Source organism: Streptomyces torulosus (assembly GCF_001419765.1).
Lineage (GTDB): Bacteria > Actinomycetota > Actinomycetes > Streptomycetales > Streptomycetaceae > Streptomyces > Streptomyces torulosus.
Genome location: NZ_LIRK01000120.1, coordinates 1 through 12,300, shown reverse-complemented (window position 1 = coordinate 12,300; position 12,300 = coordinate 1). Strand labels below are relative to the sequence as shown.

The 12,300-nt window shown below is 70.8% G+C and carries 10 protein-coding genes and 3 pseudogenes; 3 read left to right on the top strand and 10 right to left on the bottom strand.

Annotated elements, in window-relative coordinates:
* Window positions 1-280 precede the first annotated feature (280 nt).
* Genes AOK23_RS09300 through AOK23_RS09290 form a run of 3 tightly spaced genes read right to left on the bottom strand, consistent with a single transcriptional unit; the run spans window position 281 to window position 3,647 of the window.
* On the bottom strand, window positions 281-1,810 hold the full coding sequence (locus tag AOK23_RS09300) for an acyl-CoA synthetase (RefSeq protein ID WP_055712264.1): 1,530 nt from the start codon (window positions 1,808-1,810) through the stop codon (window positions 281-283).
* A 26-nt stretch (window positions 1,811-1,836) separates the two neighbouring features.
* Complete coding sequence (locus tag AOK23_RS09295) at window positions 1,837-2,409, bottom strand: flavin reductase family protein (RefSeq protein ID WP_063791306.1); 573 nt, start codon at window positions 2,407-2,409, stop codon at window positions 1,837-1,839.
* A complete protein-coding gene (locus AOK23_RS09290) occupies window positions 2,406-3,647 on the bottom strand; it encodes an acyl-CoA dehydrogenase family protein (protein ID WP_055712263.1) in 1,242 nt (413 codons plus the stop codon). The genes AOK23_RS09295 and AOK23_RS09290 overlap by 4 nt, the downstream gene beginning before the upstream one ends.
* Window positions 3,648-3,875: 228 nt before the next feature.
* Here AOK23_RS09290 and AOK23_RS09285 point away from each other — a divergent pair, with 228 nt between their 5' ends.
* On the top strand, window positions 3,876-4,778 hold the full coding sequence (locus tag AOK23_RS09285) for a LysR family transcriptional regulator (RefSeq protein ID WP_055712262.1): 903 nt from the start codon (window positions 3,876-3,878) through the stop codon (window positions 4,776-4,778).
* A 6-nt stretch (window positions 4,779-4,784) separates the two neighbouring features.
* Here the strand turns inward: AOK23_RS09285 and AOK23_RS09280 are convergent, their stop codons facing one another.
* The 5 genes and pseudogenes from AOK23_RS09280 to AOK23_RS09260 form a co-directional block, all read right to left on the bottom strand.
* Complete coding sequence (locus AOK23_RS09280) at window positions 4,785-5,864, bottom strand: maleylacetate reductase (protein WP_240496324.1); 1,080 nt, start codon at window positions 5,862-5,864, stop codon at window positions 4,785-4,787.
* The gene (locus AOK23_RS09275; protein WP_055712261.1) at window positions 5,861-6,739 is read right to left on the bottom strand and encodes an intradiol ring-cleavage dioxygenase; all 879 of its coding nucleotides are present in this window, start codon (window positions 6,737-6,739) and stop codon (window positions 5,861-5,863) included. The genes AOK23_RS09280 and AOK23_RS09275 overlap by 4 nt, the downstream gene beginning before the upstream one ends.
* A gap of 6 nt (window positions 6,740-6,745) precedes the next feature.
* Entirely contained in the window at window positions 6,746-8,512 is a 1,767-nt protein-coding gene (locus tag AOK23_RS09270; RefSeq protein ID WP_055712260.1) for an FAD-dependent oxidoreductase, read from the bottom strand.
* The gene (locus AOK23_RS09265) at window positions 8,509-9,606 is read right to left on the bottom strand and encodes an alpha/beta hydrolase (protein WP_055712259.1); all 1,098 of its coding nucleotides are present in this window, start codon (window positions 9,604-9,606) and stop codon (window positions 8,509-8,511) included. Before AOK23_RS09265 ends, AOK23_RS09270 begins: the two co-directional genes overlap by 4 nt.
* A 211-nt stretch (window positions 9,607-9,817) precedes the next feature.
* A pseudogene (locus tag AOK23_RS09260) lies at window positions 9,818-10,578 on the bottom strand (IS630 family transposase); the annotation flags it as partial.
* On the opposite strand from AOK23_RS09260, the gene AOK23_RS44740 reads away from it, so the two are divergent.
* Entirely contained in the window at window positions 10,577-10,867 is a 291-nt protein-coding gene (locus AOK23_RS44740) for an amidohydrolase family protein (protein WP_206336158.1), read from the top strand. The pseudogene AOK23_RS09260 and the gene AOK23_RS44740 overlap by 2 nt on opposite strands.
* Before the next feature lie 56 nt (window positions 10,868-10,923).
* On the opposite strand, the gene AOK23_RS09255 is transcribed toward AOK23_RS44740, so the two are convergent.
* Window positions 10,924-11,382, bottom strand: a complete 459-nt coding sequence (locus tag AOK23_RS09255; RefSeq protein ID WP_055712266.1) for an ATP-binding protein — start codon at window positions 11,380-11,382, stop codon at window positions 10,924-10,926.
* A gap of 331 nt (window positions 11,383-11,713) precedes the next feature.
* On the opposite strand from AOK23_RS09255, the pseudogene AOK23_RS09250 reads away from it, so the two are divergent.
* Window positions 11,714-12,112, top strand: a pseudogene (locus tag AOK23_RS09250) (enoyl-CoA hydratase-related protein); the annotation flags it as partial.
* 23 nt (window positions 12,113-12,135) lie between these two features.
* Here the strand turns inward: AOK23_RS09250 and AOK23_RS44735 are convergent.
* Window positions 12,136-12,285 (bottom strand): annotated as a pseudogene (locus AOK23_RS44735) (enoyl-CoA hydratase family protein); the annotation flags it as partial.
* Between the last annotated feature and the right edge of the window lie 15 nt (window positions 12,286-12,300).

Below are 12,300 nucleotides of genomic sequence, written 5' to 3'. Positions count from 1 at the left end.
CGCACCGGACGCCGCGAGCTTTCCGGCAAACCCTTCCGGTCACAGCACTAGGGTCGTGGTAAGCGTCCGTCCGCTTACTGACTTGGAAGCGTTCGACTTCGCGCAGACGGGCGGCGCGTGAGGCGTTGCCGTCGAGGCTGCTGGTCTTACGCCGACCTTTTGACCTTTGTCCTTCGGCCCGCCGTGGTCTCCGCTGGTGAGCGCACGCGCTTGGAGGCATCGAGAAGATCCCGTGCGGTGGGCCGGGGCTGGGCCAGCGTCCTACGCAGGGAGCCTGGCGTCATGCCTCCTCGGCGCCGCGGGCCGGTACGGAGCCGTACTGGCTGCGCAGGCGGGCCTTGAGGATCTTGCCGGTGGCGTTGCGGGGCAGGGTGTTGACGAGGACGACCGACTTGGGGAGCTTGTACTTGGCGAGTCGGCCAGACAGGGAGTCCATGATGTCGTCGGGCGACACCTCGGCGCCCGCGCGGGGCACGACCAGCGCTCTGCCGACCTCGCCCCATCGTTCGTCGGGTACGCCGATCACCGCGCATTCGGCGACCGCGGGATGCTGGTAGAGGAGTTGCTCGACCTCTGCGGGGTAGACGTTCTCCCCGCCGGAGATGTACATGTCCTTGATCCGGTCGACGATCGTGACGTACCCCTCCTCGTCGACGGTGGCCGCGTCTCCGGAGCGGAACCAACTCCCGTCCACGAAGGCCTCCTTGGTCGCTTCGGGCCACTGCCAGTAGCCCTTCATCACGTTGCGGCCCTCGATGATCACCTCGCCGATCTCGCCCGGTGCGACATCGGTGAGGTCGGGCCGCACCACGCGTACGTCGGTGAAGAAGCAGGGCGTGCCGGCCGAGCCGGCCTTGCGGATGCTGTCCCGTGCGCGCAGGCCCAGTGCGGCGGGGGCGGTCTCGGTCAGGCCGTATGCCTGGAGGAAGGTCAGGCCACGGTCCTGGTACGTGTGGATGAGGGCCTTGGGGACGGGTGCCGCCGCGCACATCAGGAGCCGGATCGACGACAGGTCGGCCGTCGCCCACCGCGACGACCGGGCCATGGCCTGGTACATCACGGGTACGCCGAACATCCTGGTCACCCGGTGCTCGGCGATGACGTCGAGCACCCGTTCCGGGTCGAAGCCGCGCATCAGCACCGACGTCCCCCCTTTGAGGAAGCCCGGCAGGAAGACGGTGTTGAGGGCGGCGGTGTGGAACATCGGTGCCACCACCAGAGCGACGTCGTCGGAGGCGATGTCCACGTCCAGCAGGATGTTGAAGCAGTTCCAGGCGATGTTGGCGTGGGTCAGCATGACGCCCTTGGGACGGCCGCTGGTGCCGGAGGTGTACTGGATCATGCACACCTCGTCGAGGCCGACCGTCTCGTCCAGGGGGTTGTCCGGCGCGCTCGCGAGTAGCTCCTCGTACGCGCTCCCCACCTCGACGTAGTGCTTCACCTCCACGTCGTCCCTCAACGCGTCTACGACATCGGTGAGTTCGGCGTCGTACAGCAGTACCGGCGCCCCGGCGTCCCCCAGGATGAAGGCCAACTCAAGTGCCGCGAGGCGGGTGTTGAGCGGGACGAGGACGGCGCCCAGCGCGTTCGCGGCGAACAGGGTCTCCACCAGGGCCGGATGGTTCGCGCCCAGGTAGGCCACCCGGTCGCCGTGGCCGACCCCGAGGGCACGCAGGGCCTGAGCGAGCCGCGTCACGCGCGCGGCCAGCTCTCCGTAGGACAGGCATCCACCGTCGTGCACGACGGCGGTGGCCTCCGGTGCCATGCGGGCGCGCCGCGCGGGCCACGAGCCGAGCCCTTGATTGCGCATGGTGCGTCTCTCTTCTCTCAGATCTCTCAGAGCCAGTCGGGCCATGTGTAGTCGGCCGAGTCGTCGTGGTCCCGGCGGGGCGGCAACGGGGCGAGCCGCCCCCGGGAGAAGACCAGCGGCGAGACGCCGGTCTTCTCCACCCCGAGTTCCCGTACGCGGCCGAGGACGAAGTAGTGGTCGCCGAGGGTCCACACGTCGGCGATGTCGCAGTCGATCCAGGCGGCGACGCCCGCCAGGACGGGGCTGCCCGAGGGCGCGCCGCGCCACGGGTGGCGGTCGAAGACGTCGGGGGCCTTGGCGCTGACATCCCGGCAGAGGCCCTCCTGGCCGGCGGCCAGCACGTTCACGCAGAAGGCGCCGCCGGCCATGATCCTTGGCCAGGTGGTGGAGGAGCGGCCGGGGAAGAACGCGACGAGCGGGGGGTCGAGGGACACCGAGGTGAACGAGCCGATGACCATGCCGACCGGGGGGCCGTCGGGTTCCTTCGCGGTGACCACCGTGACACCCGTCGGGTAGTGGCCGAGCACGTGCCGGAACCGGCCGGGGTCGTCCGCCGGGCCGCCGCCGGGCGTCGTCGCGGCGGACGTCGACCGGTTCACGCCGGGTTCTCCACGCCGAGCAGAGAGCGGGCGTATCCCGTGGCCCACCAGCTGTGCTGGGCGTTGATGTGCGTCTTGTACGTGGCGACGTCGCGCAGGTACCGCTGCATGCGCTCGCCGTTCGCCAGCGCGCTGGAGCCACTGGCCGAGGCCAGCATCTCGACGGCCTGGCAGGCGAGTTGGCCGGACTGCCGGGCCGTGAGGGAGAGGGCCTGGTCGTCCAGTTCGGAGAAGGGCTCGCCCCCAGCCAGGCCCCGGGCCGCGTAGGCGGTGTAGTCGTCGGTGACCGACAGGATGATCCGCTGCGCGCTGTCGGCCAGGGCCGTGGCCAGGCCGAGGTTGCGCTGGTGTTCCGGATCGTGGCTGCGCGGCTTGAAGGGCGGCAGCGGGCTGTTCTTGGTGGTGATGATCCGCTGGTACTCGTCGACCGCGGCCCAGGCTGTGCCCGCCACGATCGAGCACAGCTGGATGTTGAAGAACGCCATCAGCCGGCCCGCGTACATCGGGTTGCCGTGCAGTTCGACACATGGTCCGCCGGTGGCGTCGTTCGCCAGGAGGTGGGTCCTGGACACGTACTCGTGCGGGACGAGGACATCCTCGGCCACGACGCTGTTGGAGCCGCTGCCGCGGAAGCCCAGGATCTCGCCCCAGTTGTCGAGCATCCGCCAGCCGGAGGGGACGAGCACCAGGCCCGGCGTGGGCATGCCGCCCTGCTCGTCGACGATGAGCACACCGCCGAGGAAGTGCGTGGAGACGTTGACTCCGGAGGAGTAGTCCCAGCGGCCGTTGACCAGGTACCCGTCGGGGGTCCTCGTCGCTGTGGCGCTCGGGGCGATCGGCAACGGGGCTCGGAAGTCGCCGTCCGGCCCGAACACCTCGCGCTGGGTGCTCTCGGGGAAGCGGCCGGCCACCACCAGGCTGTGGGAGGCGGCCAGACACAGGTTCCAGCCGCTGGACGGGCAGCCGCGGGCCACCTCGGTGACCATCCGGGAGTAGGTCCGCAGGTCGAACTCGTAGCCGCCGAAGCGGCGTGGCTGGAGGGACCGGTAGAAACCCGCCTCCAGGAACGCCTTGTGCGTGTCCTCGGAGATCCCGGTCCGCTGTTCGGTCTCGTCCTGATGATCACGTAGCCAGGCCCTCATGCCGGCGGCCCGGCGCACCAGTTCCTCCGGTGTCAGGTCCGGCTCCGGCTGCGGAATCTCGATGATTTTCTCGGCTGCCTCGGTTGTCTCGGACAATTCGCACCCCATCCGCTGCTGTTCTGGGTCGGCCTGAAGGGAGTGTCGGCAGCGCGGCGAAGGACCGTCCAATGCCGGTAACTGTGGGCTTGATGAGTGCCGTGCATCACAGCAGGTCGGAGGGGGTGACGGGAATGCCGCACATTTCTGCCTGGTGACGTGCGGGGAAGCGCGCTGTAACCTGGCGCGGACCACGACGCCGTGGACCTCGCCTTTCTGGAGGGCTGAGTGGAACTCCGGAGCCTGCGCCATTTCTCGGCGCTCGCCGAGACCTTGAATTACCGGGTCGCCGCCGAGCGTCTGCACCTCACCCAGCCCGCGCTGACGCGCTCGATCGCCGCCCTCGAGCGTGAGCTGGGCGTCCAGCTGTTCGACCGCGACAAACGGCATGTGGCGCTCACCGCCGACGGCGCGGAACTGCTCGAACGGGCGGGCGAGGTGCTGGCCGACGCCGAGCGGCTCTCCGCCACCGCGGGCGCCATCCGGGCCAGGCGACGGGACGAGGTGCGGGTCGCGTGCTACGGCGTGGCTCTGGCCGAACTCACTCATCCGGTCATCGAGGCGTTCTGCGAGCGGTATCCCAGCGTCACGATCCGGGTACACGAAGTGGACTTTCACCAGGGTCTCGCCCCGCTGCTGGCCGGCGAGTACGACGTGGCGCTGTTGCCCCTGAACGTCGACATGCCGGGCCTGACACGCGTACCGATCTTCACCGAGCCCCTTACCGTCGGGCTGTGGAAGGGGCATCCGCTGGCCTCGGCCGCCGCGGTGGACGTGACCGAGGTCTTCGATCAGCCCTGGGTCACCCCCGAGCCGGGCCTCGACTTCTGGGTCGGCGGACGAAACGGGGACGACGACGCCCCGACGGTCGGCTCCCACGCCCGCTCGGCCCTGGACATGTCCTTGAAGATCGCCTACCAGCACATGGTGGGACTGATGCCGCTGTCGGCCACCCGGATGTTCCCGCACCCGGGAGTGGAGAACGTCGCTCCGAAGGAGCCCCTCGGCTTGGTGGCCGCAGTCGCCTTTCCGGAGGCCGGTCACTCGCCCGCCGCCCCGGCCTTCGCCGAGCTCGCACGCCGGGTGGCCCGACGTGCGAGCGGCGTTCCGTACGCCGAACTCGCCCGGTAGAAGCGGTCAGCCACCGTACGGTGGCTCGCCCGCCCAGGCCGCGTGCAGGACGGCGCGCAGATCGTCGGCGGACGCCGGGCGGGGATTCGCGTACGGCGCCCCGAGAGCGACATCGACCGCACGGTCCACGTCGGCGGCGGTCAGACCCAGGTCGGCGAGCGATCGCGGGATGCCCAGCCGCTCGCCCAGCTCGTGCAACTCCCGTACCGGATCCGGGACATCGAGCGCCCGGCGCAGCGCCGCCAGTGCCTCGGGAACCGCCGGCGCGTTGAAGGCCAGCACATGGGGCAGGACGACGGCGTGTGTCTCGGCGTGCGGCAGGTCGAAGGTGCCGCCGAGCACATGGCAGAGCTTGTGGTGCAGCCCCATGGTGGTAGCGCCGAGACAGGCACCGCACAGCCACGCCCCGTACAGCGCGCGGCTGCGCGCGTCATGCCCCGAGGGGTCGGCGACGATCTCGGGAAGGGCCGCGGCCAGCGCCCGCACACCCTCCTCCGCCATGAGGGAGACGATCGGAGTGGAGTCCGGGGCATACAGAGCCTCGACGGCGTGCGCGATCGCGTTCATGCCGCTCGTCGCGGACCCCACGGGCGGCATGGTGAGCGTGAGCAGCGGGTCGTACACGACGCTGCGCGGCAACACCTTCGGGTCGCGCCCGGTGCGTTTGACCGCGCCCTCGGTCAGGCCCCAGACGGGTGTCATCTCCGATCCGGCGTACGTCGTCGGGACGGCGACGATCGGCAGGCCGGTCCTGAGCGCGACGGCCTTGGCCAGGCCGGTCACGGAACCGCCGCCGACCGCCACGCAGCCGTCGGCCCGGGCTTCGCGAGCCGCTTCGACGGCCAGGTCGGCGACCTCCACCGGGACGTGCGTCACCGCCCCCACGTGCAGCCCGGCGCAGGTGTCGCCGAGAGACGCGGCGACGGCACGGGCCGTGTCCAGGCCATGGTCGTCGCACAGCACGAGGACGCGGCCGAGGCCGAGAAGCGCGACCTCGTCGGGCACCGCGTCCGGGACGGCACCCGACCGGAAGAGGACGCGCATCGGCTGTGCCTGGTAGGTGAAGTCCAGGGCCTCGCCCTTCACACGATCACCGGTTGCAGCACGATGTTGAAGCGCGCCCGGCGGAAGGGGTTGGCCAGGCCCGACTCCGCGGCCTCCTCGGGGGAGTCCACCTCGACGAACTCCTCGACCAGGCTCTCCTTCACGGCGAAGACGGCGTCCGACTCCAGATAGTCGCTGCCCGCCACGAAGATGTGCGTCGTCACCGGGCTGTACCCCTCGGCGCCCACGATGAAGTGGACATGGGCGGGACGGTAGGGGTGACGGCCGGTCGCCTCCAGCAGCGAGCCGACCGGCCCGTCCGTCGGAATGGGATACGGGCTCGGAACGCACGAGCGGAACCAGAACCGCCCCTCCGCGTCCGCGGTGAACAGCCCGCGCCCATTGCCCGGCGGCTGCTTCTCCGGCTGCTGGACGTCGTAGAAGCCCTGGTCGTCGGCCTGCCACACGTCCAGCGTCGCACCGGGCAGCGGGGTGCCGTCGACGGAGACGACCCGTCCGCTGATCACACACGGCTCGCCGCCGCCGACCAGATCGATGTTCGCCCCGAGTTCACGGACCGGGGACTCGGTCATGTGGAAGGGGCCGAGCACCGTCGAGTCGGTCGCGGCGGCCGCCTTGTGGTCGTTGATCGTCTCGACGAGCATCGACACACCCAGGACGTCCGACAGCAGGATGAACTCCTGCCGGGTGTCGTCGCACATGTGTCCGGTCGCGGTGAGGAAGTCGATCGCCCGCTCCCACTCGGCCTGGGTCGGCTCGATGTCCCGCACGAAATCGTGCAGGTGACGCGTCAGGGAGGCCAGCACCTCGCGCAGTCGGGGATCGGAGGTGTGGGCGAAGCTTTCCAGCACCGCCGTCGTCGTCTCGGGCTTCGCGGTCTTCGCGGTGAGGTCCATGGCCGCTCAGCCCCGCCCGAGGATCTGCCGCAGCGCGTCCCGCAGTGCGACCGTGACGTCACCGGTGGCGTCCTGGCGGCGGAAGGCCACATGGTTGTCCGGCCGGACCAGCAGCGCGCCCGAGTCGCCGATCTCCCGCAGCCGGGCCCAGTCGCCGTACGGGTCCTCGTACTCCTGGCCGGGGCCGATGACCGCCGTGGCGATCTCCAGGCCGAACTCCTTGCCGAGGATGCGGGCGGCCTCCGTCCAGGGCTCGCCGCCGATGCCGGTGATCAGGGTGAACCGGCCGTTCCCGCCCAGGTCCAGGGTGGACAGATTGCGGGTGCCGGAGGTGATCCAGGCGTGCGGGAGCTTGGCGCCGGGGCGGGTGCTCGGCTGGAAGTGCAGCTCGGGGTCGCGAGCGAAGCCGGGGTCCGGTGTGCCGTCCGGGACGATCGCGGCGGAGGCGTAGCGCTGGTTGAGGTCCACGCCGTGGGCGTTGAACTCGTACGCCTTGAAGGCGATCGCCTCCCGCAGCCGCGACCGCTGCCCCTCAGCCTCCTCGGTGGTGTCCTTGCGGGCGGCGATGTTCCGCCACAGCTGTTCGGGGGTCTGCGGCGCCAGGCCGCCGAGCGCCTCGAAGACGGGTGCCGTCTCACCGATGGACCGGTTGGCCCGGGTGACGACCTGCTTGCCGACCGGCGCGCGCTCGTCGCTGTAGGTGTCCAGCAGGGACGGGGACGCGATGCCGTCCAGGACCAGCTTCAGCTTCCATGCCAGGTTGTAGGAGTCCTGGAGGGAGGTATTGGAGCCCAGCCCGTTGGACGGAGGGTGACGGTGGCAGGCGTCGCCCGCGCAGAACACCCGGCCGTTCGAGTAGGTCTCGGCGTACATCTCGTTGACCGTCCACGCGGAGGACGACCTGATGGTGACCGGGATCTCGTCGTCGCCGATCAGCTTGCGTACGACGGACAGGGCGTACTCCTCGGTGAGGTCCGGCGGGCCGGCGTCGACGTCGTAGCCCCACACGATCAGCCACTCGTTCCACGTCCGTACGCAGCGCACCAGGCCGGCGCCGATGCCGCCCACGGTCGCGCCGGGCGCCAGCACCCAGTAGAGGGTGGCGGGGCGGTGCGCCACGTACTTGGTGAGGTCCGCGTCGAAGACGATGTTGATGCTGCCGGCCACGCCCATCTGGCCGCCCATCGGCAGTCCGGCGTCCTCGGCCACCTTGCTGCGGCCGCCGTCCGCGCCGATCAGGTACTTGGCGCGGATGGTGTACGTGTCGCCGCGCAGCCGGTCGCGGACCGTGGCGGTCACGCCGTCGGCGTCCTGCTCGTGCGACAGGTACTCGGTGCCGAACCGTAGTTGGCTTCCGCGTGCTGTGGCCGCGTTCACGAGCACCGGTTCCATGAGGTGCTGCGGCATGTCACACATCCGGGTGGGGCTGGCCAACTCGTGCGCGGCCTGCACGAGCGGCTCGTTGCCCCAGGACCTCAGCCGGCCGAGTTCCTCGCCCGCGAGGGCTGTGCAGAAGACGGTGTTGCCCATCAGGTTCTGCGGAGTGGCCTGGGCGATCACGTCCTCTTCCACACCGAGGTCACGCAGCACTTCCATGGTGCGCTGGTTGGTGATGTGCGCCCGGGGCGTGTCCGCGAGGCGTGAGTAGCGGGTGACCATGACGTTCGGCACGCCATAGGTGCTCAGCGCCAGTGCGGCGCTCGCTCCCGCGGGGCCGCTGCCCACGATGAGCACCTCGGTCTCGACAGTCGGCACGGTTGTCACGGTTGTCATCGGGACGTTTCCTCCACTGCCGCCAGTCGCTTGTTCAGCCAGGTCATCAGTGCCTCGGCCACGTCGTCGGAGTTCTTCTCACCCATGGGCAGGTGACCGTTGCCCGTGAGCCCCAGGTCCGCCAGGCGCAGCAACTCGATGTCCGCACCGGCCTGGGCGAGGTAGTCGGCGACACCGTGCTGGAACCCCGCGAACGGCGAGGCGTCGGCCGCGACCACGGCGATCGGGAAGCCTCGCAGCCCTGGCAGGGACCGCACGGGGCCGGCGTGTTCGTCCTGGACCAGGCAGTCCTGCGGCCCGTCGCCCCCGGCCTCGCGCAGCCGGGTGCGCAGTTCCTCCGGAGTCCGCACCGGCGGCTCGTAGGTGATCGGGGCCGCGGTGAGCCCCCACTCCAGCTTTCCGAGGCCGGGCAGTTCGATGAACGGGGGTCCTATCGGCTCGATGGAGACGACGGCCTTCACCAGCCCGGGCCGTGCATCGGCGACCAACCAGCCGAAGGGCGCCCCCATGGAGTGGGTGATCAGCACGGCCGGTCCGATCCGGTCCAGCAACTCGGCCCCGCAGCGCCGCATCTGCTCCTCGTTCTCGGCGAAGGTGGGCAGCGTCGGGCCCTGGCTCGCCATCACCTGGTCCAGCGCGGAGTCGTCGCCGACCTCGCCGCTGCCGGGCCACTGGCTGCCGGGGCGTCCCGCCCCGTCGCAGAACAGCCAGCGGATGAACTCGTACGTCGGTGCCGCGCCCTCGATGGGCCCGAGGACATCAGGGTGGTACGGGGAGCGCCCGTGACCTGGGCGGTCGACCACGTACACGGCGTAACCGGCCTGGACGAACCGGGTGGCCCAGCCGGGGCGGCCGTCAGGCGTCGACAGGTAGTCCGTGCCCTGGCCGCCGCCCCCGTGGACCATCACCACGGGCAGCGGATGCCGGAGATCGGCCGGGACCTGGTACTGGACGTACATCGCGGCCTCGGCGGCGGTCCCGGCCTCGGTCGGCTTGCGCCCGACACCGACCCAGAACGCGCCTTGTTCGCTGATCGTCAACGGCGAGGCGGCCCGGGTCGGCTCGGCGGTTCCGGGTGGTGGGGAGCTGGTCATCGGCGAACCTCCGTTACGGCTTCTGCGCCCATGCCCAGCACTATTGGTGACCGGCTCCCGGGCGGTCCAATGCCGGTTGGGGACGCCGTGATGCATGGCGCTCATCAGCGTCCCGGAGGGCGGCTACTTCGGCGGGAGGGTGCGCGTGGGGGCGAGGGTGACCGGGGCGTCGGTGCAGAGCGCGGCCTCCAGTTGCTCGACGACCGGCAGTTGCGCCATCCAGCAGGCGGACGTAGTCGCTCTCGCCGAGCGAGCGGCGCTCGCCCTTGCGGCCGGTGTGCCGGCGCAGCCGGTAGCACAGACGGGCGGGCAGGCCCGGCCGGTAGCACAGCAGCCCGGCCACCGAGAGCCGTCCCCGGCTGCGGCCGGACACCTTGACCCTCGGGGTGATGCCGCGCCGTCCCCAGGTGCGGCCCTTGGGCGGCCGACCGGTCACGCCCGCTTCGTCCTCGAAGCAGAGGAACGCGCCGGTCGCCGCCCGGAGGGTTTTACCTCCCGCCAGGTCACCTCCCGCCATGCGGTGATAGCGTCCTCGTCGCGCTCGGCGGCAGGCCGGGCGGGCATCTGCACGCTGTAGCCCATCCGGCGCAGCAGCCGGGTCACCCCGGAGACGCTGTAGGAGATGTGGAACTTCCGCCCGATCAGCGTGCGTACCCGGGCGGCGGTCCACACTTGGTCATCCACCCAGCCGTGCGCGGCTGGCCCCTCGTCCAGCCAGGCGGCGAGCTTGGCCCGCAGGTGAGGGCCGAGCCGGCAGTCGTAGCCGCAGGGGCCTCTGGAACGCAGCGCCTCGCGTCCGCCCGTCCTCCAGATGCGGCGCCACTGGTAGACCGACTTCTCACTCACCCGTGACTCGCGTGCGATGCACGGGACTTCCGCGTCCTTTTTGAAGAGGTCAACGGCCCGCATCCGTATCTCTTCCCGGCGCCTTCGCTGCTCGGCGGTCAGCCCGCCCCCGTCCGGATACCGCATGTCTTCCGGCGTACCAGCCCGGACGGACCACGTCACCAGTCCCGACACAGATCCAGCCCCCGAAACGCCGAAGTCAGTAGTCGGCCCGGCGCAGTTCACGGTCCGCCGCTACCCGCGCGAACTGGTCGACCATCTGCGCGGCCGGGGCCGCAGGAAGGTGCTGTTCGGTAGCAACCACCCGATGATCACACCCGGTCAGGCGCTGGAGCACCTCGGCGAGCTGGGCCTGGACGAGGAAGCCACCGAACTGTTCCTGTCCGGCAACGCACGACGGATCTTCAGGGTCTGAGGTGCCGTGCTCCTCGGCGGCGGCCCGCAGTACGACCGCTCGTCCGTCAGGACGCTTCAGACCATCCCCGGCCGCTGCTGGTGCGGCACCGACGGGAGGCGGAACCAGACCGCCTTGCCCGAGCTGGTCGGGCGGTGGCCGCAGGCCGAGCTGAGGGCTCGGATCAGCAGCAGGCCCCGGCCGTGTTCCTGCCAGGGGTCCGGCTCGTCGTACCCCGGCGCCGTGAGGTCACCCGGCGGCGCCGGGTCCGGGTCGTGCACCTCGACCGTGCAGCCGGACGGCAGCAGCTCGACGACCAGCTCTATCGGGCCGTCCCCCGCCGCGTGCTCCACCGCGTTCGCCACCAGCTCCGCCGTGAGCAGCTCCGCCGTGTCGCAGTCCGTCCCGTGCTTCAGGTCGGTCAGAGCCGTCCGGACCAGCGCGCGGGCCACGGGCACGGCCGCAGCCGTGTGCGGCAGCGCGATGCGCCAGGAGGAGGGGGTGGAGGGCTCGTGCAAGGTGGCGGATCCGTTCATGGAGCAGGTCATGGCTCGTCCTGCTTTCAGCGTTACGAATGGTACGGCGCGCCCCTACGCGATCACTCGCCGGGCACCGTGCGGGACCTTCGGCCCCGTTGTCGGGCGATGTACCCCTACCGACGCCGCGCCGCTCACGGCGGAGCCCGCCGTTACGTGCTTGTCGAACGTCCGTGACCGAGTCACGGGGCCGGTCGGACCGGGCGCCCCACCCGCCTCGGACCATCCCGCTATCGCGCCCTCGTGACGACAGTCAGATATCGGTGATAACTTCGTAGGAGCAGGTAAGCAGCCGCAGCGTCGCGGTAGCCCCCCGAGGAGGCCGCCCGTCATGAGTCCCTTCACCGGCTCCGCCGCCCGCACCTCCGACTGGCGACATCTGCGGTGCTCGCTCACCGACGGCGTCGCCACGGTCACCCTCGCCCGCCCCGACAAGCTCAACGCGCTCACCTTCGGTGCCTACGCCGACCTGCGTGATCTGCTCGCCGAGCTGTCCCGGGAGAGGTCCGTGCGCGCCCTGGTGCTGGCCGGCGAGGGCCGCGGCTTCTGCTCGGGCGGCGACGTCGACGAGATCATCGGCGCCACCCTCGGCATGGACACCGCCCAGCTCCTCGACTTCAACCGCATGACCGGGCAGGTCGTCCGGGCCGTCCGCGAATGCCCGTTCCCGGTGATCGCCGCCGTGCACGGGGTGGCGGCCAGGGCGAGGACCGCGCCGGCGCCGGCCGCCACCCCGTGCACGGCGGCGATCACCGGGAACGGGCATTCGCGGACGGCCCGGACGACCTGCCCGGTCATGCGGTTGAAGTCGAGGAGCTGGGCGGTGTCCATGCCGAGGGTGGCGCCGATGATCTCGTCGACGTCGCCGCCCGAGCAGAAGCCGCGGCCCTCGCCGGCCAGCACCAGGGCGCGCACGGA